Source organism: Allopusillimonas ginsengisoli (assembly GCF_004153455.1).
GTDB classification, from domain to species: domain Bacteria; phylum Pseudomonadota; class Gammaproteobacteria; order Burkholderiales; family Burkholderiaceae_B; genus Allopusillimonas; species Allopusillimonas ginsengisoli.
This window is the reverse complement of record NZ_SDQE01000008.1, coordinates 137,320-161,378: the sequence shown is the minus strand read 5'-3', so window position 1 is coordinate 161,378 and position 24,059 is coordinate 137,320. Positions and strand designations below refer to the sequence as shown.

General features: G+C 61.0%; 20 protein-coding genes and 1 pseudogene. 18 read left to right on the top strand and 3 right to left on the bottom strand.

The genetic code is table 11. From position 1 onward, the window contains the following. The first annotated feature begins 16 nt into the window (after nt 1–16). The 3 genes from ERE07_RS14875 to ERE07_RS14865 all read left to right on the top strand — a co-directional run bounded on the left by ERE07_RS14875 (nt 17) and on the right by ERE07_RS14865 (nt 4,127). Nucleotides 17–1,405 carry an aldehyde dehydrogenase family protein gene (locus ERE07_RS14875; RefSeq protein WP_130009820.1) on the top strand — a complete coding sequence of 463 codons (1,389 nt, stop codon included), beginning with the start codon at nt 17–19 and terminating at the stop codon, nt 1,403–1,405. Between the two features lie 9 nt (nt 1,406–1,414). Next, on the top strand, nt 1,415–2,599 hold the full coding sequence (locus ERE07_RS14870) for an iron-containing alcohol dehydrogenase (protein WP_130009819.1): 1,185 nt from the start codon (nt 1,415–1,417) through the stop codon (nt 2,597–2,599). A 73-nt stretch (nt 2,600–2,672) separates the two neighbouring features. Next, on the top strand, nt 2,673–4,127 hold the full coding sequence (locus tag ERE07_RS14865) for a M81 family metallopeptidase (RefSeq protein ID WP_130009818.1): 1,455 nt from the start codon (nt 2,673–2,675) through the stop codon (nt 4,125–4,127). A 76-nt stretch (nt 4,128–4,203) separates the two neighbouring features. Here the strand turns inward: ERE07_RS14865 and ERE07_RS14860 are convergent, their stop codons facing one another. Both ERE07_RS14860 and ERE07_RS14855 read right to left on the bottom strand, forming a co-directional pair. Then, a complete protein-coding gene (locus tag ERE07_RS14860; RefSeq protein ID WP_130009817.1) occupies nt 4,204–4,998 on the bottom strand; it encodes a thymidylate synthase in 795 nt (264 codons plus the stop codon). Nucleotides 4,999–5,045: 47 nt separating this feature from the next. Then, nucleotides 5,046–5,468 (bottom strand): OsmC family protein, encoded by a 423-nt coding sequence (locus ERE07_RS14855; protein ID WP_130009816.1) that lies wholly within the window; start codon nt 5,466–5,468, stop codon nt 5,046–5,048. A gap of 365 nt (nt 5,469–5,833) precedes the next feature. Between ERE07_RS14855 and ERE07_RS14850 the strand changes: the two genes are divergently transcribed. The 14 genes and pseudogenes from ERE07_RS14850 to ERE07_RS22265 all read left to right on the top strand — a co-directional run bounded on the left by ERE07_RS14850 (nt 5,834) and on the right by ERE07_RS22265 (nt 20,987). Further along, the gene (locus tag ERE07_RS14850; protein ID WP_130009815.1) at nt 5,834–7,504 is read left to right on the top strand and encodes a cbb3-type cytochrome c oxidase subunit I; all 1,671 of its coding nucleotides are present in this window, start codon (nt 5,834–5,836) and stop codon (nt 7,502–7,504) included. A 2-nt stretch (nt 7,505–7,506) separates the two neighbouring features. Continuing rightward, nucleotides 7,507–8,118, top strand: a complete 612-nt coding sequence (locus ERE07_RS14845) for a cbb3-type cytochrome c oxidase subunit II (RefSeq protein WP_130009814.1) — start codon at nt 7,507–7,509, stop codon at nt 8,116–8,118. A 54-nt stretch (nt 8,119–8,172) separates the two neighbouring features. After that, nucleotides 8,173–8,769, top strand: a complete 597-nt coding sequence (locus ERE07_RS14840; RefSeq protein WP_130009813.1) for a c-type cytochrome — start codon at nt 8,173–8,175, stop codon at nt 8,767–8,769. A 1-nt stretch (nt 8,770) separates the two neighbouring features. Then, nucleotides 8,771–9,463 (top strand): SCO family protein, encoded by a 693-nt coding sequence (locus tag ERE07_RS14835; RefSeq protein ID WP_130009812.1) that lies wholly within the window; start codon nt 8,771–8,773, stop codon nt 9,461–9,463. After that, on the top strand, nt 9,460–10,101 hold the full coding sequence (locus ERE07_RS14830; RefSeq protein WP_245153732.1) for a hypothetical protein: 642 nt from the start codon (nt 9,460–9,462) through the stop codon (nt 10,099–10,101). Before ERE07_RS14835 ends, ERE07_RS14830 begins: the two co-directional genes overlap by 4 nt. Nucleotides 10,102–10,131: 30 nt before the next feature. Beyond that, nucleotides 10,132–10,824, top strand: a complete 693-nt coding sequence (gene coq7, locus ERE07_RS14825) for a 2-polyprenyl-3-methyl-6-methoxy-1,4-benzoquinone monooxygenase (RefSeq protein WP_130009811.1) — start codon at nt 10,132–10,134, stop codon at nt 10,822–10,824. Nucleotides 10,825–11,306: 482 nt separating this feature from the next. Next, on the top strand, nt 11,307–12,386 hold the full coding sequence (locus ERE07_RS14820; protein ID WP_130009847.1) for an MraY family glycosyltransferase: 1,080 nt from the start codon (nt 11,307–11,309) through the stop codon (nt 12,384–12,386). Nucleotides 12,387–12,460: 74 nt separating this feature from the next. Beyond that, nucleotides 12,461–13,735: a Vi polysaccharide biosynthesis UDP-N-acetylglucosamine C-6 dehydrogenase TviB gene (gene tviB / locus ERE07_RS14815; RefSeq protein WP_130009810.1), complete on the top strand. Its 1,275-nt coding sequence runs from the start codon at nt 12,461–12,463 to the stop codon at nt 13,733–13,735. Nucleotides 13,736–13,793: 58 nt separating this feature from the next. Next, entirely contained in the window at nt 13,794–14,819 is a 1,026-nt protein-coding gene (locus ERE07_RS14810; protein ID WP_130009809.1) for an SDR family oxidoreductase, read from the top strand. Between the two features lies 1 nt (nt 14,820). Then, a complete protein-coding gene (gene murJ / locus ERE07_RS14805) occupies nt 14,821–16,167 on the top strand; it encodes a murein biosynthesis integral membrane protein MurJ (RefSeq protein ID WP_130009808.1) in 1,347 nt (448 codons plus the stop codon). A gap of 21 nt (nt 16,168–16,188) precedes the next feature. After that, nucleotides 16,189–17,313, top strand: coding sequence for a glycosyltransferase family 4 protein (locus tag ERE07_RS14800; RefSeq protein WP_130009807.1), 1,125 nt, complete (start codon nt 16,189–16,191; stop codon nt 17,311–17,313). 70 nt (nt 17,314–17,383) lie between these two features. Continuing rightward, on the top strand, nt 17,384–18,526 hold the full coding sequence (locus ERE07_RS14795; RefSeq protein WP_130009806.1) for a glycosyltransferase family 4 protein: 1,143 nt from the start codon (nt 17,384–17,386) through the stop codon (nt 18,524–18,526). Next, nucleotides 18,516–19,538 (top strand): annotated as a pseudogene (locus ERE07_RS22270) (glycosyltransferase); the annotation flags it as partial. The gene ERE07_RS14795 and the pseudogene ERE07_RS22270, both read left to right, overlap by 11 nt. Nucleotides 19,539–19,871: 333 nt before the next feature. Beyond that, nucleotides 19,872–20,987: a glycosyltransferase family 4 protein gene (locus tag ERE07_RS22265; protein ID WP_342366248.1), complete on the top strand. Its 1,116-nt coding sequence runs from the start codon at nt 19,872–19,874 to the stop codon at nt 20,985–20,987. Here ERE07_RS22265 and ERE07_RS14785 read toward each other — a convergent pair. After that, nucleotides 20,970–22,358 carry a phosphomannomutase/phosphoglucomutase gene (locus tag ERE07_RS14785; RefSeq protein ID WP_425330986.1) on the bottom strand — a complete coding sequence of 463 codons (1,389 nt, stop codon included), beginning with the start codon at nt 22,356–22,358 and terminating at the stop codon, nt 20,970–20,972. The genes ERE07_RS22265 and ERE07_RS14785 overlap by 18 nt on opposite strands. A 213-nt stretch (nt 22,359–22,571) precedes the next feature. On the opposite strand from ERE07_RS14785, the gene ERE07_RS14780 reads away from it, so the two are divergent. Beyond that, complete coding sequence (locus ERE07_RS14780; RefSeq protein ID WP_130009803.1) at nt 22,572–23,984, top strand: FAD-binding oxidoreductase; 1,413 nt, start codon at nt 22,572–22,574, stop codon at nt 23,982–23,984. The last annotated feature ends 75 nt before the right edge of the window (nt 23,985–24,059 follow it).

Genomic DNA, 24,059 nt, shown 5'->3' with positions numbered 1-24,059 from the left:
TTAAACAGGATTCTTCATGCCATCCGAATTGACGGTCATCAGTCCCATAGACGGCACTGCGCTGCTGCACCGCAGCTATGCTTCCGACGCGCAAATCATGGCCACGCTCACGCGCGCGCGCAAAGCGCAGCGTGCCTGGAAATACGAGTCGCTGGATACGCGCTGCGCATTGTTGCGCAAAGCCGTGCGGGATTTTGTGGCGCATGGTCCGGAGATCGCCGAAGCGATTACACGGCAAATGGGGCGCCCTTTGCGCTATACACCGGGTGAAGTGCGCGGATTTGAAGAGCGGGCCATGTACATGCTGGATGCGGCGGCGCAAGCGCTGTCGCCGCTCAAGCTGCCCGTCCGGCAAGGGTTGACGCGTTTTATTGCGCGGGAGCCGGTGGGCGTGGTGCTTACCGTTGCGCCATGGAATTACCCTTTGCTGACCGCAGTCAATAGCATCGTGCCGGCATTGGCGGCAGGGAATGCAGTCATTCTGAAGCATTCGGATCAAACGCCGCTGTGCGCAGAGCAGATGTACCGGGCCTTCCATGAAGCAGGGCTGCCCGAAGGCGTGTTCCAGTTTGTGCATGCCAACCATGGAACGGTGGCCAGGCTGGTGCAGGCGCCTGAAATTGATTATGTATCATTTACGGGCTCGGTGCCGGGTGGCGAAGCCATCGAGGCGGCGGCTGTCGGCCGGTTTATTGGCCGGGGCCTTGAGCTGGGCGGCAACGATGCCGCTTATGTACGGGCTGATGCCGATCTGACGCAGGCAGTCGAAACCATTGTCGATGGGGCCTTTTTCAATGCGGGACAATCGTGCTGCGGCATACAGCGTGTTTATGTGGATCACGCAATATATGACGATTTCGTTGATGCCGCGGCGGCGCTGACGCATGAATACGTGCTGGGCGATCCGATGGACCCGGACACCACGCTGGGCCCGGTCGTGCGCAACAGCGCGGCACAGGAGATTCGCGGGGTCATTGATGCCGCGCTGCGCCAGGGAGCATCCAACCTGATCGATGGCAGGCGCTTTGCGGCTGCCCAGGAAGGCACTGCTTACGTGGCGCCCGCTTTGCTGGTCGACGTCAATCACGACATGGCCGTCATGAACGATGAATGTTTCGGGCCGGTGGCCGGCATTATGCCGGTTCGCGGCGATGCCCAGGCGATCACCCTGATGAACGACAGTGCCTACGGGCTGACGGGGGCGGTCTTCACCGCGGATGCCGATGCGGCGATGCGTATCGGGCGCGAGCTGGAAGTGGGTACGTTTTTCATGAATCGCTGTGATTATCTGGATCCGGCGCTGGCGTGGTCTGGCGTCAAGAATACCGGGCATGGCGTATCGTTGTCGGCGCTGGGGTATCACGCCTTGACGCAAACCAAGTCTTTTCACCTGCGCACCTCCTAGGTTCAGATCATGAACAAGCTCAACGTCAACTGGAATTATCCGACCGCGATCAAGGCGGGCCCGGGCCGCATCGGCGAACTGGCCGGCCATTGCCGCGCGCTCAACATGTCACGTCCGCTTTTCGTGACCGATCCAGGGCTGGCCGACTTGCCCGTGTTCCGCGCCGTCGTGGAACAGTGCGAGGAGGGGGGCTTGTCCTGCGGCGTGTTCTCCGGCATCAAGAGCAATCCTACTGGCAGCAACGTCGAGCAGGGGGCCCATGCTTATCATTGCGGTGGGCACGACGGCGTCGTTGCATTTGGCGGGGGGTCGGCGCTGGATGCAGGCAAGGCGATCGCGCTCATGGTGGGGCAGAGCAGGCCATTGTGGGATTTCGAAGACGTCGGCGATAACTATTTGCGTGTGAATGTGGCAGGGATGGCGCCGGTGGTTGCCGTGCCCACCACGGCGGGAACGGGATCTGAGGTTGGCCGCGCGTCCGTGATCACGGACGAGGAGGCGCACATCAAGCGTATTATTTTTCATGCGCGTATGCTGCCGGCTGTTGTGGTGCTCGATGCCGAGCTCTGTGTGGGGCTGCCTGCAGGCTTGACGGCAGCTACGGGCATGGATGCGCTGTCGCATAACCTGGAGGCGTTGTGCTCACCCTTGCATCATCCTATGGCGCATGGCATCGCGCTGGAGGGTATTCGCCTGATACAACGCTATCTGCCGTCAGCGGTGGAAGATGGCAGCAATATCACCGCACGTCACTACATGCTGGTTGCGTCGTGTATGGGCGCCACGGCCTTTCAGAAAGGATTGGGGGCGATGCACGCGCTGGCCCATCCGCTGGGCGCGCTATACGACGCCCATCACGGCACGCTGAATGCCATTCTCATGCCTTATGTGCTGGCGTCCAATCGCGAGGCCATTCTCGAACCGATTGCGGGGCTGGCCAGGTATATGGGCCTTGTTCCGCCTGATTTTGACGGCTTCATGCAATGGCTGCTGCGCTTGCGGGCGTCCATAGGCATACCGCACACGCTGGCGGAAATCGGCATACCCGCCGACCGCGCCGAGGAGATCGGCAGGATGGCTGTGGCCGACGGTTCGGCGCAGACCAACCCCATTGCCTATACCGCGCAGGACTATACCCGCATCTTCACACAGGCGCATGCCGGGAAGCTGGCGCGGGGTCTGGCGTTTGCATAAGCGGCTTAGCCCTCGTCACCCTGCTTGCGCAGCGCGGTGATGGCGGTTGCCGCGTGGCATCACGGAGGGGAGAATGGCAGTCATAGGCGTTGCAGGATTCCTGCACGAAACCAATACCTTTGAGGAAAGAGCCACGCCACTGGCGCGCTTTGTCGAGGCCGACGCCTGGCCTGGCATGCTGGAAGGCCAGGCGGTGGTTGACGAAACCCGGCACATGAATCTGGCCATCAGTGGCTTTGTGGAAGCGGCCGAGCAGGCCGGGCATACGCTGGCGCCCTTGCTGTGGTGTTCGGCCAATCCCTCGGGGCCGGTGGCGCAGGCTGCCTATGATGCGGTGCTGGACAGCCTTGAGCAAAGGCTGGCAGCGCACCCTCAGCTTGATGCACTCTTTCTTGATCTGCACGGCGCGATGGTGACCGAGCAACTGGACGATGCGGAAGGCGAACTGTTGGCGCGCATGCGGTGGCTCAGGCCTGGGCTGCCCATAGTGGTGGCGCTCGACTTCCATGCTAATGTCAGCCGCGCCATGATAGAAAACACCCATGCCCTGGTTGCGTATCGCAGCTATCCGCATGTCGATATGGCGGACACTGGCCGCCGCGCGGCGGCTCTATTGGCGCGCATCCTGGCGGGGGAGACTCTGCACTGCGCATGGCGCCGCTTGCCGTTTGTCATCCCCATGCCCTGGCAGAGCACGCTCGCCCATCCGGGCGCGCATCTGCTGGATGTGGCGCTGTCGCTGCAGAACGACTCCGTGCGCCTGGCGCAATTCATTCCAGGCTTTCCGCTGGCCGATATCCAGGATTGCGGCCCCTCGGTGCTCGTCTATGCCAATACTGCGGCATCGGCGGCGCATGCCGCCGATGCCCTGTATGAAGCGGCTGTGCTGGCCAAAACCGGGTTCGCGGGCAGGCTGCTCAGCGTGGAGGATGCCGTTCGGCATGCGCTCGCCGGGCAGCGCAACATCATTCTCGCCGATACCCAGGACAATCCAGGCGGGGGCGGGTCCGGCGACACCACGGATTTGCTCAGGGCGTTGCTGCTAGGCGGGGTGCGGGCTGCCTGTGCAGGCATCGTATGCGACCCCGAGTTTGCCGCCATGGCGCATGCCACAGGTGTCGACCATACATTGACCCAGCCCCTGGGCGGGCGCAGCGGTGTCGGCGGCCCGCCGCTACAGGCCACGTTTCGCGTGATGGGCCTGGGCAATGGTCGCTTTATCGGCACAGGTCCATTTTATCGGGGCTGCCGGATGGATCTGGGCCCCATGGCGCGGGTGCGGGTGGGCGAGCTGGATATCGTGGTGTCGACGCGCAAGCAGCAGGCGGCCGATCAGGCCATGTTGCGCCATGTGGGTGCCGAGCCCGCCGACTATCAGGTACTGGTTTTAAAGAGTTCGGTGCATTTTCGCGCCGACTTTGCCGGACTGGCGGACGAGATCCTGGTGGTGGCCGCGCCGGGCGTGAATACCGCTGATTTGCATGCGCTTGACTACCGGCATCTGCGATCGGAGATGGAAATACTGTAATCGAAGGATCGGCGTGACGAGGCTGCAGCGGGCGCAACGGCGGATGTTGCTGTCGCCCCGCGGGATAGGGCTGATCTCAAACGGCGACGGGCGCCTTGATATGCGCATGAGGTTCGTAACCCACGACGTCGAAATCTTCGTAGCGGTAGTCGAAAATCGACGCCGGCTTGCGCTTGATGTTGAGTGTGGGGTAGGGCCGTGGCTCGCGCGAGAGCTGCAGCTCGACCTGCTCCATGTGATTGCTGTACAGATGGCAATCGCCGCCGGTCCAGATGAAATCGCCGGGCTCAAGGTCGCATTGCTGCGCCACCAGATGGGTGAGCAGCGCATAGCTGGCGATATTGAACGGAACCCCCAGGAAAATGTCCGCGCTGCGCTGATAAAGCTGGCATGAGAGCTTGCCATCGGCAACATAAAACTGCATGAACGCATGGCAGGGCGGCAAGGCCATGTTGGGGATGTCGGCGACGTTCCAGGCGGACACGATATGCCGCCGCGAATCCGGGTTTTCGCGGATTTGCGCCATCAACTGCGAAATCTGGTCGATATGGCCGCCATTGGGCGCGGGCCAGGATCGCCACTGCACCCCGTAGACTGGCCCGAGGTCGCCATCGGGGCCTGCCCATTCATCCCATATCGTCACGCCTTGTTCCTGCAGCCAGCGCACATTCGAGTCGCCGCGAAGAAACCACAGCAGTTCAATGAAGATGCTCTTGGTGTGCAGTTTTTTGGTGGTGATCAGGGGGAAGCCCTGGCTCAGGTTGAATCGCATCTGGTAGCCAAAGACCGAGCGGGTGCCCGTGCCGGTGCGATCGGATTTGAATGTGCCGTGTTCGTAGACATGGCGCATGAAGTCTTCGTACTGATGCATGATGAAATCGTATTGAATTGGCGGGTGGGAGGGGGGCGCGCAGCGCGCTATCCTTCCTGGATCGTAACGGAATGGGTGATTTCTGCCGTCTTGGCCAGCATGGCCGAGGCTGAGCAGTATTTTTCGTGCGATAGCTGCACAGCGCGTTCGACCGCCGCCTGGGGCAGGTTCTTCCCCGTGACGGTAAACGCAAAATGTATCTTGGTAAAGACCTTGGGGTCGGTGGTGGCGCGCTCCGCCTCGAGCTTGGCCTGGCAGTGGCTGACAGCGTGGCGTCCGCGCTTGAGAATCAGGACGACGTCGTACGCGGCGCAGCCGCCCGCGCCGGTGAGCAGCATTTCCATGGGGCGCGGCGCCAGATTGTTGCCGCCGCCGTCGGGCGCGCCATCCATGGCGGTGACATGGCCGGTGCCGGTGCGGGCCACGAACAGCATGCCGTCGGGGCCATGCCAGTCTATTGTGCATTCCATAGTCGTCTTCCTGCTGCAGGGTAAAGTGTAATGATACCGGCTTCACGCGGCTGCCCTCGCGGGACCTCGTGCACGAAACGGGGAAATGACGCCTGAAAGCGTCACGATGCCGTGAATTCTGTTGCTTTTGGACCACTGGGACAATATGTCCCACTTTTTCGGCGAAAGGCTGATGCCATCATGATTACGGCGCCTGCAAAGCGCTCAGCGCGGTGTCAGATTACCGTATGTGGATCAAGGTAATTGCTTAATCTTAAAGAAAGAATACGTAGCATAGCAATTGTTTTCACCTGAAACGTTTAGCCCGCCAGCGAGCAAGCAGGGGGCGAAGAGAGGCGTTTCAGATTCTTTGCCTTGGAACACACATGAACACTACCGTCATACTGTTGCTGACATTTGTCTTGTCGGTGACCGGCCTGTTTGTCTTCATTTGGTCACTACGGCATCATCTTTTTGATGATAATCCAGCGGCCGCCAACGTCATTTTCTCCGAAGGAGAGATCGGCAAGGTGGAAGAACCTTCCGCCACGGCGGCGCAGCAGAAGGCCTTGCAACAGGCTGTCGACGCCACCCATACCTCGCTTGCGCCCGCCGATGAGGCGCTCGCGCGTCAGGAGCTGGCCGATCGGATACAGGCCGACCGTTCGTCCGCCTGGGTCGTTTTCGTGTTTCTGTCCTGTGCAATTGTCTGGCTGGTCTTTGCCTCGGTGGCTGGCCTGATCAGCTCCTACAAGCTGCACGAGCCCGATTTTCTGACCCAGTACGCCTGGCTGACCTTTGGCCGGATGCGTACCTTGCATCTGAATGCGGTGGCCTATGGCTGGGCCCCCATGGCGGCGTTCGGCGTTGCCATGTGGACGCTGCCGCGCCTGCTCAAGAGCGAGCTGATGGGCGGACGTTTTGCATTGCTGGGCTGCATGCTGTGGAACGCGGCGCTGATCGCGGGACTGGGCAGCATTGCCGCGGGCTTCAGCGATGGGCTGGAGTGGCTTGAGATCCCCTGGCAGGTCGACATTCTGTTCGTGGTCGGCGGTGCATTGATCGGATTGCCGCTGGTGTTCACCCTGCAGAACCGCAAGGTCAAGCACTTGTATGTGTCGATCTGGTACATGGGCGCAGCGCTGTTCTGGTTTCCCATTCTGTTTCTGGTCGGCAACCTGCCCAGCGTGCATTTTGGCGTGCAGCAGGCCACGATGAACTGGTGGTTCGGCCATAACGTGCTGGGTCTGTTCTACACCCCAGTGGCGCTGGCCTCGGTGTACTACTTCCTGCCCAAGATCATCGGGCGCCCGATCCAGTCCTACAACTTGTCCCTGATCGGTTTCTGGGCGCTGGCCTTCTTCTATGGGCAGGTGGGCGGGCACCACCTGGTGGGCGGGCCGGTACCCAGCTGGCTGGTCACACTGTCTATCGTGCAGAGCATGATGATGATCGTACCGGTGCTGGCGTTCTCGGTGAACCAGCACCTGACGATGCGCCATCACTTCAAGACCTTGATCTACTCGCCCACACTGCGATTCATTGTGCTCGGGGGCATGATGTATACCTTGAGTTCGGTTCAGGGTTCGTTCGAAGCGCTGCGCAGCATCAATACCGTGACGCACTTCACGCATTTCACGGTAGCGCATGCGCATCTTGGCCTGTATGGGTTCTTCTCATTGGTCATGTTTGGCGCGATTTATTTTGTGATGCCGCGCGTCATGTCATGGGAATGGCCTTACCCCAGGCTGATCGCCCTGCATTTCTGGCTGGTTGTCGTCGGCTTCAGTGTGTATTTTATTGGCCTGACTATAGGCGGCTGGCTGCAGGGGATTGCCATGCTCGATGCCACGCGTCCTTTCATGGATTCGGTGCGTCTCACCATTCCCTATCTTGAGTCGCGCACCGTGGGTGGCGCCATCATGACCCTCGGCCACATTGTATTTGCCTTTCACTTTGTCACGATGGCCTTGCGCTATGGCCGCAAGCGCGTCGGCCCGGCCTTGTTTCACAAACGCACTCCGTCGCTGGACAGCGTTGTTGCCCAGGAAGCCTGATCATGGAAAGCGAATACAAACTTTTGGGCGGCGCCATGGTGACGCTCGCCCTGGCGACTGCCACACTGGTTGTTCTGCCTTATATGCAGCTGTCGGACCTGGAGCCGCCGGCGGATCTGAAGCCTTACAGCTCGCAGCAACTGCGCGGGCGCCAGCAGTACATCGACAACGGCTGTGTTTACTGTCACACCCAGCAGCCGCGGGCCCAGCAGCAGGCGCCGGACTTCAGCCGCGGCTGGGGCAGGGCGCCGGTGGCGGAGGACTACTACTACGACCACCCGCATTTGCTTGGCACCATGCGCACGGGCCCCGATCTGCTCAATATTGGCGCGCGCCAGCCCAGCGTGGACTGGCAACTGGGCCACCTGTACCAGCCGCGCGCCTATGCGCCGGGCAGCATCATGCCGTCTTATCCCTATCTCTTCGAAGTCAAGGACAAGGCCGAGGAGGGCGACAAAGTGGTTCATCTGCCGCCAGGCTATGAGCCGCCAGGCAAGGTGGTGGTCGCCAAGCCCGAGGCCCTGGACCTTGTCGAATACCTGATTTCGCTCGACCGCACGTATCCAGTCCCGCCGCCGCCCGGGCAGGAAGCTGAGGCCGCGCAAAGCGAATAATCTCTGGCGCCGGCCGCAGGCCGGCCTGCCATGGAACTGTCGTCGGAGAACAGAATGTCGGAACAATCCAAAAAAACGCAGGCCCAGCAACGGGAGATGCCTGAACCTTATGAGGGCAACCGGCCCGTGCCCTGGCTGGTCGTTGCCATTGTCGCGGGGCTATTCATCTGGTCGATTGGCTATCTTTATCTTGCCTATGAACCGAACCCGCCCTCTTATGGCGACCGCCGCACGGCGGCGGATTTCAAGGTGGCGGCCGCTGCCGCAGGCGGCAAGGTCGATGGCGGGCAGCTCTACACCGCGCATTGTGTTGCCTGTCACCAGGCGACCGGGGCCGGCTTGCCTGGGGTCTTCCCGCCGCTGGCGGATTCCGAGTGGGTGATTGGCAAGCCTGAAACGCTGGTGCAGATTATTCTGCATGGCATTACTGGAGAATTGACCGTCAACGGCAACAAATACAACGGCATGATGCCGGCCTTCAAAGACAAGCTCGACGACGCGGAGATCGCGGCGCTTGCCAGCCACCTGCGCACAAGTTTCGGCAACGACAGTGGCGAGGTGGATCAAGCCATGGCCAAGACGGAACGGGAGGCGACCGCCTCGCATGAAGCACCCTGGAATGGAGATGCAGAGCTCCAGGCGATGAAATAGCATGAAGACACTGCTGGCGCTGCTGCTGGTATGCGTTGGCGGCATGGCTGTGCTGTATGCCCAGACCGACCGTTTTACGGTGGTGACTACGGAGTCGGCCCGCCGGGCCGACATCGCCCGTTCACCACGGCAGCTGCCCGATGCGGCATTGGGTACTGCGTCCGGCGAGGCCACGACCTTATCCAGGCTCTTGCGTGACGATGGGCGCCTGACCGTCATCAACTTTATGTACACACGCTGCATCTCGATCTGCCTGGCGATGGGGTCCGAGCTGCAGCAATTGCAGGCGCAACTGAAAGCGCAAGGGCTGGGCGGGCAGGTGCGCATACTCAGCCTTAGTTTCGATCCCGCCGATACCCAGGCGTACCTGACGCGGTACGCAGCTGGCATGCGGGCAGACACGGATCTGTGGCAGTTTGCGACCCTTACTGATGCCACGCAGCGAAAGGCGCTGCTCGACGCATTTGGCATTATTGTCATACCCGCGCCTTACGGGCAGTTCGAACACAATGCCGCCTACCATGTTGTGACCCCGGGGGGGCGTCTGGAGCGCATCCTCGATATCGGCAACCGGGACGCCGTGCTGGGCTATGTGTCGCGGCGCGCGGCCCCTCCCAAAGAGGCGGCATCGCCAGTCCAGGCGCGCGTTGAGGCTGCATTGCGTGATGAGGCGGTGCAGGAGATGCTGCCATGACGACAGATCGCCGTGTAGACATGCAGGGCCGAATCGGTCGCTGGGGCAGTCTGTTCCGGCCGGGGGCGTGGGGTGCCAGACCCTGGTTGTATGCCGGCTGGCTATTGCTGCTGCTGGCGGTGGTTCTGGACCGGCCGCTCACGCGGACGATGTCCTTGCATATGCTGGTCCATATCCCTTTGATTCTTTTTTCGGGGCTGTGCTTTGCCCGTGCGTGGGTTCTGCGCGACCGCGATGCATGGGCCTGGCTGTCCGGATTCAATGGGCACGGGCTGGCCGGGTTGTTGTTTTTCAATCTGGTGGGTGCATACTGGATGATCCCCAAGGCGCTGGACGAGGTTTTATTATCCTGGCCGGCAGCGCTGTCCAAGTACGTCAGCGTGTTGATCGCCGGATGGGTGCTTTATCATTCCCTGCGGCGTGCAAATATCGTCATTCAGGTTTTCTTTATCGGTAATTTCTGCTGGATGACGGCGATTGTCGGGCTGCTGTATCGCGATAATCCCGTCAGGCTGTGCAATTTCTATTTGCTGGATGATCAGGAAATCGCCGGCAATGGGCTCGTGGCCTTGTCTATTTTGCTTCCGGCCATCTGGTTCTGGGTCTGGCGTCGTCGGATCTGGGACTTTTTGCGATAATGAAGATGTATTGGTTCAAGGACACATGTCATGCAAAATGCGATCGATTCCGGAAAGCAAGCCTTCACGCGCCATATGAGTGTTCTGGATCGCGTGCTGGCAGAGGCGGGTCGCGCGGCGCAGGTGCTGGGCGGGTCTGCCCAGGCCAGCCGGCCCAACCCCGCGGGCAAACCTGAAGTCCTGGTCGCTCACGAGGACCCGCAAGCCCTGACACCCGAAGAGCAGAAACATGCGGCGGGTCTTATGCGGGTTAACCATGTGGGCGAGATTTGCGCCCAGGCTTTGTACCGTGGCCAGGCGCTTTTTTGCCGCGATGCAGCAATTCAGAAGGTGCTCTACAAGGCGGCAGCCGAAGAGGTCGATCACCTTGTGTGGTGCCGCGACCGCATCAACGAACTGCAAAGCCGCCCGAGTTTGCTCAATCCGCTCTGGTATGCCGGATCGTTCTCGCTCGGCGTATTGGCCAGCAGGGCAGGCGTCAGTCGAAATCTGGGGTTCATGGCCGAAACCGAAAAGCAGGTTGAACAGCACTTGGACAAGCATTTAAGCGAGCTTCCGCGTGGCGACGAACGTTCGCGACGCATCGTGACCCAGATGCGGGACGACGAAATTCAGCACCGAAATACCGCGGAATCAAACGGGGCGCACAAGCTGCCGGGGCCCATCAGGTTGGCCATGCGGGCGATGTCCCGCGTCATGACAACGACCGCGTACCGAATCTGAGAAACCTCGGCTACGCCTGGCAATCCGTAATAACACTTACTTACGCCTTGCCCATCCGCCCTATGGCATAGTATGAAAAACGCAACATCACAACACTGTTACAGTTTTTTTGGTTTTATATCTTGCAACGCACAAACTAAGGCTATACAATTCAGTTATTGGATGTCGCAACGTGATTGCAGCGGGTAAACCCTCAGTCACTGGTCTCAAGCTAAAGCGCAATGCGCGAGGCTTTCGTAGCGGCGACATGCCACGGTTGTCTCCTCCACCCTCCTCCTTTGGTGGATTTAGCCCGAGATCTCACGATCTCGGGCTTTTTTTTTCTTTTTTAGGTATTGTTACGTTTATTTTTTCTCAAGTGCCTAGATTGCTGTCAATGCGGCCGATAATATCGGCAGCGCTCTCTATCTCATAGGATCTTTGTGTTGTCGCCTCAGCTTTGGGAATCCTTCACCTGGTTCTATATCTGTATTGTCGCGTTCATGGTGGGCGGCCTGATTGTCGTGTCCGAACGCTGGCACGGCAAGCTAACCGGTGATACAGACCTGAACAAGCCCCAGGCCAGCCATTCGCGGTCCACGCCCCGTGTAGGCGGGCTGGCGGTCGTCGCGGGCAGTCTGGCGGGCCTGTTGGTCCTTGGCCCCAGCAACATGACACTTACCTGGCTTTGGCCGGTGTTGTTCATTGCCGTCATGCCGGTGTTCGTCGCTGGCCTGCTCGAAGACCTGACCAAGGACATCGGTGCGGGCAAGCGCCTGCTGGCGGCTTTTTTGTCTGCCGCCATTGCCTGGTGGCTGTTGGGCGGCGTTTCTCGGGTTGGCCTGCCCTGGGCGGACATGATCCTGGCGTACTGGCCCGTGTCCCTGCTTTTTACAATGATTGCGGTGGGCGGCTGTACGCATGCCCTGAATATTGTCGATGGCATGAACGGCCTTGCGGGAATGATCGCCACGCTGATGGCCATTTCGCTGGCATTGGTTGCCTTGCAGGTTCAGGATATTCCCATTTTTCTGATTTCGACGGCGCTCGCGTCGGCCACACTGGGGTTTCTGGTCTGGAATTTTCCCTTTGGCCGGGTGTTTCTGGGCGATGGCGGGGCGTATTTTCTGGGATTCATGCTGGCCGAGCTGGCTGTGCAGTTGGTGGTGCGCAACCCAAGCGTGTCGCCTTTCTACGCGCTGGCAGTGCTGTTCTACCCCGTGTTTGAAACCATTTTCTCGATTTGGCGCCGCCGATTCAAGCGTGGCACGCCGGTTGACCAGCCCGATGCCTTGCACCTGCACCAATTGGTGTTTCGCAGGCTGGTGCGCGTTACCTTCAGCCGCGACCGGCGCCACGCGGTCCCCGCCTTGTGCAATGCCATGACTTCGCCGTATCTATGGGTGCTGGCTTTGATTGGCCTGGTGCCTGCCACCATTTGGTGGGATAGCGCCTGGATACTGTGCGGGAGCATACTCATGTTCACGGCGGTGTATCTATGGCTTTATTCGCGGCTGGTGTCCTGGAGGCGGCCATCCTGGCTGCTGCTGCCTTCGCTTGGGCGCGACAAGCCTCCAAAATAATCGGATAGTTCGCCGCGGCAATCTATATCAGCCTTTAAAATTTATTTTTTAGCGTACAGCGTGGGAGAATCAAGTTGCAGATTGAAGATGTGAAACTCGCGGTAGTAGGATTGGGTTATGTCGGCCTGCCGCTGGCGGTGGAGTTTGGCAAGAAGCGTTCCGTGCTGGGCTTTGACATCAATGCGCGCCGTATCGCCGAGCTCAGGCAGGGCACCGACCACACGCTGGAAGTCAGCGAGGCAGAGCTGGCGCAGTCGCAGGGGCTGTCATTCAGTCACGAAGCCGAGCATCTGGCCCAGGCCAATGTCTTCATCGTGACCGTTCCCACGCCGATCGACGAATACAAGCAGCCCGACCTGACCCCTTTGATCCGCGCCAGCGAAACCATCGGCAAGATCCTCAAGCGCGGCGACATCGTCATCTACGAATCCACGGTCTATCCGGGTGCGACCGAAGAAGACTGCGTGCCGGTGCTCGAGCGCATCTCGGGCCTGCGCTTTAACGAAGACTTCTTTGCCGGCTATAGCCCCGAGCGCATCAATCCGGGCGATAAAGAGCATCGGGTGTCCACCATCAAGAAAGTCACCTCCGGCTCCACGCCCGAGGTGGCCGACCTGGTCAATGCGCTGTACAGTGAAATCATCGTGGCAGGCACCCACAAGGCGCCGTCCATCCGCGTGGCCGAGGCGGCCAAGGTCATCGAGAACACCCAGCGCGATGTGAACATAGCGCTGATCAATGAACTGGCGCTGATCTTCAACAAGATGGGCATCGATACGCAGGCCGTGCTTGAAGCGGCCGGCACCAAGTGGAACTTTCTGCCGTTTCGCCCGGGGTTGGTGGGCGGGCACTGCATAGGCGTGGATCCGTACTACCTGACGCACAAGGCGCAGTCCATCGGCTACCACCCGGAGATCATCCTGGCCGGTCGCCGGCTCAATGACTCGATGGGCGGATACGTGGTCTCGCAACTGGTCAAGGCCATGACGATGCGCTGCATCCAGGTGCAGGGCTCGCGGGTGCTGGTCATGGGGCTGACCTTCAAGGAGAACTGCCCGGACCTGCGCAACACGCGGGTGGTGGACATTGTCAAGGAACTGGGCGAATACAACATCGAGGTCGATGTGTACGATCCGTGGGTCGAGGCCCAGGAAGCTCAGAACGAATACGGCATCACGCCCATCGACAAGCCGGCCGATGGCGCCTACGACGCCATCATCCTGGCGGTCTCGCATCACCAGTTCGTGCAGATGGGCGCGGCGGCGATTCGCGCGCTGGGTAAGCCCGAGCACGTGCTGTACGACTTGAAGTATGCGTTGACGGCCGAGGAATCCGACCTGCGCCTGTAAGCAGGCTGCTCGATACTATGGCGGCATGATGCCGGTTCACTTCTGTCAAAGGTCAACTATGAGTACGCGCTACGAAGAAATCACCACCAATCTGCAGACCTCTCCGAAGGTCTGGCTCGTTACTGGCTGCGCAGGCTTTATCGGGTCTAACCTGTTGGAGTCTTTGCTGCAGCTGGGCCAGACCGTGGTGGGTCTGGACAATTTTGCCACTGGCTACCAGTACAACCTGGACGAGGTCGAGAAAAATGTCGATCCCAAGGCCTGGGCCAATTTTACTTTTCACGAAGGCGATATCCGCGATCTGGATACATGTCGCAAGGCGCTGGCCGGCGTGGATTATGTCCTGCACCAGGCTGCGCTGGGCTCGGTGCCCCGTTCGCTGAACGACCCGATTACCAGCAACAGCGTCAATGTCGATGGCTTTCTGAACATGCTGGTGGCGGCGCGCGATGAACAGGTGAAATCGTTCGTGTATGCGGCTTCCAGCTCAACCTACGGTGATCTCGAGGCCCTGCCCAAGGTCGAAGACCGCATCGGCAAACCCCTGTCCCCCTATGCCGTCACCAAGTACGTCAATGAGCTCTATGCGGACGTCTTTGCGCGTGCTTACGGCTTTGGCAGCATTGGCCTGCGCTATTTCAATGTGTTCGGCAAGCGGCAGGATCCGAACGGCGCGTATGCGGCCGTGATTCCGAAATGGATCGCCGCCATGATCAAGGGCGAAGATGTCGTCGTCAATGGCGATGGTGAAACCAGCCGCGACTTCTGCTTTATCGATAACGTTGTCCAGGCCAACATCCTGGCCGCGCTGGCTCAACCCGATGGCGTGAATCAGGTCTATAACGTGGCCTACAACGCCCGTACCAGTCTGAACGAACTCTTTGAGTACCTGGCCAAGGCGCTGGGCAACAATGGTATCGTCTACGACAAGCCGCCCGTGCACGCGGATTTCCGTGCGGGCGATGTGCGTCACTCACAGGCCGATATCAGCAAGGCCCGTGATCTCCTGGGCTACGAGCCTATGCACAATATCGTGCAGGGCCTGGAGGTTTCCATGCCCTGGTACACGCAATTTCTGCGTTGATTTGAAGTCCCTGAAGCAACGGCTGGCCAGCCTGCATTCTGACCACAGGCGCATTGCACAGGGGGCACTGCGTGTTGCCTTTTTCCTGCTTCTGGGCAAGGCGGCGGGCGCGTTCAAGGAAATGGCCGTCGCTTATCGCTACGGCGTCAGCGATGCGGTGGATGCCTACCAGTTCACCATGGTCATGGCGAACTGGATCCCCACTACGATTGTGGGCGCGCTGTCTGTCGTGCTCATCCCCGTCCTCGTTCGCATGCGACAGGATAAGCGCCAGGACAGGGCGCGCTTCCTGGGTGAACTGCAGGGGTGGGTGATAGGCATAGGTGTGGTGCTGGCGGTGGGGCTGTATGTGGCCTGGCCTTGGGTGCTGCAGATGGCGGGGCAGGGGCTGCCTGCCGAGGCGCAGCGCATGAGTAGCCAGCTCATGCTGGCCTTTTCGCCGGCGGCGGTGCTCACTTTGCTGACTGGCATCAGCGCCGCTCGGCTGCGGGCGCACGAACGCCATATCAATACACTGCTCGACAGCGTGCCAGCCGTGGTCATTCTGGTGTGGGTCTTGCTGGCCGCGACGGTCAACGACATCGGCCCGCTATTGTGGGGCACGCTGGTCGGCTATCTGATTCAATCCATCTGGTTGCTCAAGTTGGCGGCGCGGGCCGATGGCATGTGGGGCCGGCCTCGCCTGACCCTGAGCTCGCAGCACTGGCCCGATCTGGTCAAGGCGTCCGGCGTCATGTTGCTGGGCCAGATAGCCATGAGTTTTGTAGGCCCGATCGACCAATATACGGCGGCGAATCTTGGCGCCAACGCCAACGCCACGCTGGGCTACGCGAGCCGGCTGCTATCGCTGCTGCTGGGCGTGGGCGCGGCCTCGGTGGGGCGTGCCGCCTTGCCGGTGCTGGCGGATATTCAGAGTCGCGGCGATGCCGAGCGCGCGCGCACCACAGCGCTGAAATGGTCCATGCTGATGTTGCTGGCGGGCGGCGGCGTCACATTGATAGGCTGGGTGCTCGCGCCGTGGGGCGTCGCCTTTTTGTTCGAGCGCGGCGCGTTCACCGCCGAAAACACCGTGGTTGTCGCCCAGGTGCTTCGCTGGGGGCTGTTGCAACTGCCTTTTTATTTTGGGGTGCTGGTGCTTGTGCAGTTGCTGGCCAGCCAGAATCGTTACCGTATCATGGCATTCATAGCTGTCTGCAATTTTGCAGTCAAGGCTGTCATGAATTTTCTGCTGGCACCTGTCATGGGGCCCGAGGGCATTATGCTGGCGACCAGTCTGATGTACGTCTCGTCTTTCCTTTGCTATGCCCTGGTGGCCCGGCGACCCGTAGACACGCCAGCAGCTTCCTAGTATTTCATTACAGGTATTGTATTGAGCCATTCTGCTTTTCAACCTCATCTGATGATCGTTATCCACTCTCTTGCGGGAGGCGGGGCCGAGCGGGTAGCGGCGGATCTTGGCGCTTTCTGGGTGGTGCGTGGCTACCGGGTGACTGTGGTAACCCAAGAGGGGGCCGACACAGACGCGTATCCACTGCATGAAAGCGTCACGCGCCATGTGCTGGGTACGGCGGGCGCCAGTGCCAGCCGTGTTGGTGGCGCGCTGGCCAATCTGCGCCGGGTTTGGCGCCTGCGCAAGCTGATACGCCGCGAACGGCCCAGCATTGTGCTGGGCATGATGACGACATCATCAATACTGGCGATCATCGCGGCGCGTGGCCAGCCCTGTAAAGTCATCGCGACCGAGCATACGCATCCGCCCTCCCAGAGTCTGCCGGATATCTGGCAGCGCTTGCGCCGCTGGGCCTATCCGCAGGCCGCAACAGTGGTCGCGCTCACGTCGGGCACCGCCAAATGGCTGGAAGACAATGTACCCGGATCCAGGCTTGCCGTGATTCCAAACGCTGTACGCTGGCCATTGCAGCGGGCTGAACCGGTTGTGGAACCGCCGCCGCGCCGTGGACGCTTTCGTTTGCTGGCGGTGGGGCGTTTGCATCCGCACAAGGGGTTTGGCGTATTGATACGGGCATTCGAGATGATTGCGCCTTACTTTCCCAACTGGGATCTTGTGATTCTGGGCGAAGGGCCGTTGCGTGACGCGTTGCAGGCGCAGATCGACGACGCCGAGCTGTCTGAGCGCATCACGCTGGTCGGGCGGATCGGCAACGTGAGCGACTGGTACATGCAGTCGGATCTATATGTGCTGAGCTCGCAATTCGAAGGGCTGTCCAATACCTTGATTGAAGCCATGGCGAGCGGGCTGGCGCCCGTTGCTTTCGATTGCGATACGGGCCCGCGCGAGATCATACGCAACGGCATAGATGGGGTGCTGGTGCGTCCGGTCCAGGACCACGAAGCGCTGGCCGCGCATTTGTCCGATATGATGGCGCATCCAGAGCGCCGCGAGGGCTATGCGCGGCGCGCGGTCGATGTGCGGGATCGGTTTTCCATGGCGCGTGTCATGGCATTGTGGGAGCAGCTGTTCGTCGGCCGCTGAGCCGTGTCCCAGACAACCGCAGGAGCAAACAGACGATGTGTGGAATCGCGAAGATTGGGGGCGGAACAGTATGAGAATCCTGTTTTTCGTAAGTTCCATGCATGCGGGCGGCGCCGAGCGGGTGGCTGCCACGCTGGCCAGTGCCTGGGCCGCGCGCGGGGATACCGTTGCGCTGGTGCCGACGTACACAGGCCGCGGCGATTGCTTTTATCCTCTGCATGGCGATGTCAGGCTGCAATGGCTGGCAGATCAAATGGGCTCCTTGGGCAGGAAGTTTTGTCCGCCCTTGGCCAAGTGGCTGGCGATGCGCAGGCTGGTGCGCGATTTCAGGCCCGATGTCATCGTTTCTTTTCTGACCAACGTCAACGTGATGGTGTTGCTTGCCACACATAAGCTTGGCGTTCCAGTGATTGTGAGCGAGCGCACCAATCCGGCCTTCAGTACCAGTGCCGGCGCGGTGCTGCGTCGGCTGCGCAACTGGACCTATCCCTGGGCGTCCAAGGTGGTACTGCAGTCGCGCGACAGCGTGGCGTCCTTTCGAACAATGGCGCCGCATATCCAGCAGGAAAAACTCGCCGTCATGCCCAATCCCATGCCGGCAGACATGCCTGAAGCCCGCACCGGGCCGCGCGTGCCCGCCGCGGAACGCCCTCGTCTCATGGCCATGGGACGGCTGGTCGCGTCCAAGCGCTTCGATACCTTGATCCAGGCTTTTGCGAGCCTGGCAAAGACTTTTCCGGACTGGGATCTGGTGATCTGGGGCGAGGGGCCATTGCGCGCGCAACTTGAGGCACAGGTCACAGCCTTGGGCCTGGATGAACGTGTGCAGTTGCCCGGCCGTACCGAACAGCCCTGGGACGCATTGCGACAAGCGGACGTGTTTGCCTTGGTGTCGGCGGTGGAGGGTTTTCCCAATGTGCTGCTTGAGGCCATGGCGCTCGGGTGCGCCTGCGTCACGGTAGACTGCCCCAGCGGCCCGCGTGAAATCACTCAGCACGGACAGTTTGCGGAGCTTGTACCATTGGGCGATCAGCAGGCCTTGCAGGATGCGATGGCCCGCCTGATGTGCGATCCGGTGTTGCGCGATGCGATGGGGCGACGCGCTGCGGGCTCGGTGCGCCAGCATTATGGCATTGCCCAAATTCTTGCGCGCTGGGATGCGCTATTCGAAAGCATCGGCCGCTCCCATCGGGAGAGTATGAATGATCAATAGAACTGACACGGCAGACACACCCTTGCGGGTTGTGCATATTATTTCGGGCCTTTACCTGGGCGGCGCGGAAACGGTGCTGCACCGCCTGCTTACCGCGCCGGGCCAGGCAGACTGGCATTGCGTGATTTCCATGAGCGGGGAGGGCGTGTTCGGCCCGCGCCTGCGCGAGGCGGGCATCACCGTTCACACGCTCGACATGCAAGGCGCTGCCGGAACATTGCGCGGCTTGCCGCGCATGCGCCGCCTATTGCGCGAACTGAACCCGGACGTGGTGCAAACCTGGATGTATCATGCCGACCTCATCGGAGGGGTCGTGGCCCGTGCGGCAGGCATCAAGGCGGTGTCCTGGGGCATACGCAATTCCGGCACCGACCTTGGCAAGAGCAGTCGCTCGGCTTCCGTCTGTCAGGCGGTGTCCGCGCCATTGTCGGGTCTGGTGCCGGGCGTCATCGTTGCCTGCGCCGAGCAGGCGCGCAGAGGCCACCGGCGCGCGGGGTATCGCGATGATCGCATGCTGGTGATTCCCAATGGCTATGATCTGTCACGCTGGCAACCTGATGCGAACGCACGCCAAGCCTCGCGCGAGGCCTGGGGGGTCCGTGATGGATCGCCCGTGATCGGTAGCGTGGCGCGCTGGAATCCGCTCAAGGATCACGAGAATCTGATTCGCGCCTTTGCGGCAAGCTTGCGTGCCCGCCCGGATATGCGGTGTGTCCTGATCGGCGAAGGGCTGGATACGCGCAATGCGGTGTTGATGGATATGCTCGCGCACCACAATGTTCAGGACAGCGTCATTCTGCTTGGGCGGCGCGATGATGTGCCAGCGTTGATGAATGGCCTGGATGTACATGTGCTGTCCAGCCGGGCCGAGGGCTTTCCCAATGTGGTGGCTGAAGCCATGGCGACGGGCGTACTGTGCGTCGCCACGGATGTCGGCGATGCGGCCGCAATGGTAGACGACACAGGCTGGATCGTGCCGTCGCGCAACGCCGCCGCGCTGGCGGGTGCGATCGACGCCGCCGTGGGGGTGCTGAATACACCGCAGCGGCTTGAACGCAGCGAGCGTGGCCGGCGCAGGGTCGAGGATTTGTACAGTCTGCAGGCGATGGTGGATAACTACCATGTGGTGTGGCGTCGCCTGGCCCAGGATTTTCCGGTGCGCAGGCCGCACACGCCGGAGCAGACGTACGCCGCGTGGTCGCTGGCCGACAGCGCGACTGCGTTGCGCCGTGCCGGGCGGGATGGCGCGGGTGGGCAGGAGGGGACGGAAACAGGGCAGGAGCGCGGCGCGCAAGGCGGCTGGGCTGCCTCCGGTGCGGACGGCGTGGCGGGCAAGCGCCTGTTGATGGTGGTGAACAACCCGGCCTTTTTCCTGTCGCATCGCTTGCCTGTGGCATTGGGCGCCAAGGCCGCTGGCTACGACGTTCATATCGCCACGATGAACGGCCCTGCCGTGGCCGATATCTTGCGCCATGGCCTGGCGCACCATGTGATCCCCATGTCGCGCAGCGGCAAAAACCCGGTGCAGGAGTGCCGCAGTATTCACGCGCTGTGGCAGTTGTTTCGGCGTCTGCGGCCTGATGTGGTGCATGGCGTGACGATCAAGCCGGTGCTTTATGGCGGCATCGCCGCGAGACTGGCCGGCGTGCCGGGTTATGTCGCCGCGATTTCAGGGCTTGGCTTCATATTCACGCGGCCCAGAAAAGGAGTGGACGTCTTGCGTACCGCTGCCGCCGTGCTGTATCGCCTGGCGCTGGGCCATCGCAACAGCCGGGTGATTTTCCAGAATACCAACGATCGCGATGTATTGCGCAAGCTGGGCGTTGTGCGGCCTGAGCAGGTCGTGATGGTGCGAGGGTCCGGGGTGGATCTGGACAAGTTTCGCTACGTACCCGAACCGGATGGCGCGCCGGTGGCCATCATGGCGGCGCGACTGCTGGAGGACAAAGGGGTGCGCGAATATGTCGAGGCCGCACAGCTGGCGGCGGGCGATGACAGCGGCCTGCGCTGGCTGCTGGTTGGGTCGCCCGACCCTGGCAATCCAGCCAGCATCACGCAGGCCCAGTACGATCATTGGCGCAAGGAAGGCGTAGTCCAGTGCATGGGCGAGCGGAGTGATGTGGAACAGCTTTACGCCGACGCGCACATCGTGGTTCTGCCTTCCTACCGCGAAGGTTTACCGAAGTCGCTGGTCGAGGCGGCAGCGGCGGGGCGCGCCGTGGTCACAACCGATGTGCCCGGCTGCCGGGATGCCATAGAGCCAGACGTTTCAGGCCTGCTGGTGCCCCCCCGCGATGCCGTGGCGCTGGCCGATGCCGTGCTCAGGCTTGCGCAGGAAGCAGATTTGCGGCGAAGCATGGGGGCGGCGGGGCGCCGCCTGGCCGAGCGCGAGTTCGATGTGCGCAGAATCGTTGACCATCATCTGGACATCTACGAAACCCTGCTAGAAGCTCGGCGTTAGCCCTGGCGCCAGTGTCTGGATGGCATTGCGGAATTCATCCCTGATACGGTCCAGGTCTTCCTGGCTGTCGCCTTCGAAGCGCAGCACAATAACCGGGGTGGTATTGGACGCACGCGCCAGCCCGAAGCCGTGCTTGTATTCCGCCCGCACGCCGTCTATGGTGCTCAGGCTGGTCGCCGTGGGGAACTGCCCCTCGGCCTGCAGGCGCGCCACCAAAGCGTGAGACTCGCCTTCTTTCATCTCCATCTTGATTTCGGGGGTGGAGATATCCTGGGGCAGCGCCTCGAGCACTTCCGATGGGTTCTCGTGGCCGGACAGAATTTCGAGCAGCCGGGCGCCCGCGTAGAGTCCATCGTCAAAACCGAACCAGCGTTCCTTGAAGAAGATATGGCCGCTCATCTCGCCGGCCAGCGGCGCACCGGTTTCAGCCAGCTTGGCCTTGATCAAGGAATGGCCGGTTTGCCACATGAGAGGCTTGCCGCCAGCGTGTTTGATTTCACGCGCCACGTGGCGGCTGCATTTGACGTCGAAAATAATGGTGGAGCCGGGTTCGCGCCGCAGCACATCCTGGGCAAACAGGATCAACTGGCGGTCGGGCCAGATGATCTGGCCCGATTTGGTGACCACGCCGATGCGGTCGGCATCGCCGTCAAAGGCAAGCCCGAGCTCGCAGTCGGTTTCCTGTACATGCTTGATCAGCGCCACCAGATTATGCGGATCAGCGGGGTCGGGATGATGGTTGGGGAAGGTGCCGTCGACATCACAGTACAACTGGTCTACAGTGCACCCCAATGCCTCGTACAGCTTGGGGGCAATCTTGCCGCCGACGCCATTGCCGCAGTCTATGGCAATTTTCATGGGGCGGGACAGCTTGACGGTTTCGACGATGAATTGCACGTAATCGTCGACAAGGTCTATTTCCTGGCGGGTGCCGGGCTTGATGCCTTCGATGGGTTCGGGTGCGGCCATGATGCCTGCCAGCGCCTGTATGCCGTCGCCATACAGGGCTTTGCCGTCCATCATGATTTTGAAACCGTTGTAGTCTGGCGGGTTGTGGCTGCCTGTAATCGCCACGCCCGAGCCGGTATGCCTGCGGTAGGCTGCAAAGTAGACAAGCGGCGTGTGGACCATGCCCAGGTCTATGGTGTCTATCCCGCCGGCCAGGATACCGTCCTGAAGGGCCGCGGACAGTTCGGGGCTGCTGAGGCGGCCATCGTAACCCACAACCAGTCCGGACAGGTGCAGGCTGCGTGCCTGCTCAGCGAGCGCCAGGCCGAGCCTGCGGGCAAAGTCGGGATTAAGCTGTTCGGGAACAATGCCCCTGATGTCGTAGGCTTTGAATACGGCAGATGGCAATGCGGTGTTGGTCACAATGTATCCTCGGTGAATGCTGGCCGGGCGTGCTGCGCAAAGTAGCGGCCTGTGGACAGATTATCCCGTAAACGCAAGAAACGTGCCTGCGAATCTGGTCGGGCGAGCCATGGCATACGGGACTGTTCACGGCACGAAAGGGTGGCCTGCCTTAAAATGATGGGCAGGCACTGTCGCGATGTGCGCGGCGATTCTTTTCAGTAAAGGCGGACAATGAGCCGGATTGACGAATTGGTACAGATGTTGGGGCAGCCTTACGTGCTGACGGGCGCGGATGCACAGTCCTATGTTAATGACTGGCGTGGACGCTATCAAGGCGAAGCCCTGGCCGTGCTCAGACCCGGCTCCACACAAGAGGTTGCCGAAGTCGTGCGCTGGTGCGCAGCCCATAAGGTGCCCATGGTGCCCCAGGGGGGCAACACAGGGCTGTGCGGCGCCGCTACGCCAGATGACAGCGGCAAGGCGGTTGTCATCTCGCTTACGCGCCTAGACAAAGTACGTGGCATCGATACGGATAACGACACCATGGTGGTCGAGGCCGGCTGCATCCTGCAGTCGGTGCAGCAGGCCGCGCGCGACGTGGATCGTCTCTTTCCGCTGAGCCTTGCAGCCGAAGGCAGTTGTACGATCGGCGGAAACCTGGCCACCAACGCAGGGGGCACGCAGGTGCTGCGCTACGGCAATACGCGCGAACTGGTGCTGGGGCTTGAGGTTGTCACCCCGGATGGAGACATCTGGCACGGTTTGCGCGGGCTGCGTAAAGACAACACAGGTTACGATTTGCGTGATTTGTATATAGGCAGCGAAGGCACGCTGGGTATCATCACGGCAGCCACGGTCAAGCTTTATCCTCAGCCCGTGGCCCAGTGTACGGCCTTGCTGGCGCTTGACTCGGTTGAATCAGCCGTGTCTGTGCTGTCGCGGGCGCGCAAGGGGTTTGGTCCGGCGCTGACCGGTTTTGAGCTGATCGCCGGCAATTGCCTGCAAGGCGTGGTGCGCTGCTATCCGCAGCAGCGCCTGCCGTTCGAAGGCGAATCCGCCAATATGCCGTGGTATGCCTTGCTGGAGCTGTCAGACAGCGAAAGCGCCGAGCATGCGCGCGAACGTTTCGAAACGGTGCTGGGCGAAGTCATCGAAGACGGCCTGGTGCTGGATGCAGTGGTGGCGGAGAACATTACCCAAAGCAAGGCGCTCTGGCATCTGCGTGAAAGCATTCCCCTGGCCGAGAAGGAATTCGGCAAGAGCATCAAGCACGATGTTTCGATTCCGGTGTCGCGCATGGCAGAGTTTGTATTGACCACCAATGCAGCCCTGCAAAAAAGCTTTCCGGGCATAGAGCACGTTATTTTCGGCCACTTGGGCGATGGCAATCTGCACTACAACGTGGCCAAGGGCACGGCATTCACCGAGGCGTCCTTACTCGACAAGCAGTATGAGGTATACGAGCTGGTGCACGAAAGCGTGCATCGGTTTGGCGGTTCGATCAGCGCAGAGCATGGCGTGGGCCAGCTCAAGCGTGATGTTCTGCCCCGGTACAAGGACCCGGTCGAGATGGCGCTCATGCGTCGCATCAAGGATGCGCTGGATCCTCACGGGCTGATGAATCCGGGCAAAGTGCTGGCCTGACCGATCTTTATTCTGTCGGGCCCGTTGCCTGCGCATGACGGCCTCCAGGTCCTGCGCTGCCATGCGTTGTGGCAA

What these genes read in the sequence shown, in the direction of transcription:
- ERE07_RS14780 (WP_130009803.1), top strand. Translation starts at nt 22,572, where the DNA reads ATGAGCCGGATTGACGAATTGGTACAGATGTTGGGGCAGCCTTACGTG.
- ERE07_RS14865 (WP_130009818.1), top strand. Translation starts at nt 2,673, where the DNA reads ATGGCAGTCATAGGCGTTGCAGGATTCCTGCACGAAACCAATACCTTT.
- ERE07_RS14875 (WP_130009820.1), top strand. Translation starts at nt 17, where the DNA reads ATGCCATCCGAATTGACGGTCATCAGTCCCATAGACGGCACTGCGCTG.
- ERE07_RS14845 (WP_130009814.1), top strand. Translation starts at nt 7,507, where the DNA reads ATGGAAAGCGAATACAAACTTTTGGGCGGCGCCATGGTGACGCTCGCC.
- ERE07_RS14855 (WP_130009816.1), bottom strand. Translation starts at nt 5,468, where the DNA reads ATGGAATGCACAATAGACTGGCATGGCCCCGACGGCATGCTGTTCGTG.
- ERE07_RS14850 (WP_130009815.1), top strand. Translation starts at nt 5,834, where the DNA reads ATGAACACTACCGTCATACTGTTGCTGACATTTGTCTTGTCGGTGACC.
- ERE07_RS14810 (WP_130009809.1), top strand. Translation starts at nt 13,794, where the DNA reads ATGAGTACGCGCTACGAAGAAATCACCACCAATCTGCAGACCTCTCCG.
- ERE07_RS14820 (WP_130009847.1), top strand. Translation starts at nt 11,307, where the DNA reads ATGGTGGGCGGCCTGATTGTCGTGTCCGAACGCTGGCACGGCAAGCTA.
- ERE07_RS14795 (WP_130009806.1), top strand. Translation starts at nt 17,384, where the DNA reads ATGAGAATCCTGTTTTTCGTAAGTTCCATGCATGCGGGCGGCGCCGAG.
- ERE07_RS14860 (WP_130009817.1), bottom strand. Translation starts at nt 4,998, where the DNA reads ATGCATCAGTACGAAGACTTCATGCGCCATGTCTACGAACACGGCACA.
- ERE07_RS22265 (WP_342366248.1), top strand. Translation starts at nt 19,872, where the DNA reads ATGGTGGTGAACAACCCGGCCTTTTTCCTGTCGCATCGCTTGCCTGTG.
- coq7 (WP_130009811.1), top strand. Translation starts at nt 10,132, where the DNA reads ATGCAAAATGCGATCGATTCCGGAAAGCAAGCCTTCACGCGCCATATG.
- ERE07_RS14870 (WP_130009819.1), top strand. Translation starts at nt 1,415, where the DNA reads ATGAACAAGCTCAACGTCAACTGGAATTATCCGACCGCGATCAAGGCG.
- ERE07_RS14830 (WP_245153732.1), top strand. Translation starts at nt 9,460, where the DNA reads ATGACGACAGATCGCCGTGTAGACATGCAGGGCCGAATCGGTCGCTGG.
- ERE07_RS14835 (WP_130009812.1), top strand. Translation starts at nt 8,771, where the DNA reads ATGAAGACACTGCTGGCGCTGCTGCTGGTATGCGTTGGCGGCATGGCT.
- ERE07_RS14840 (WP_130009813.1), top strand. Translation starts at nt 8,173, where the DNA reads ATGTCGGAACAATCCAAAAAAACGCAGGCCCAGCAACGGGAGATGCCT.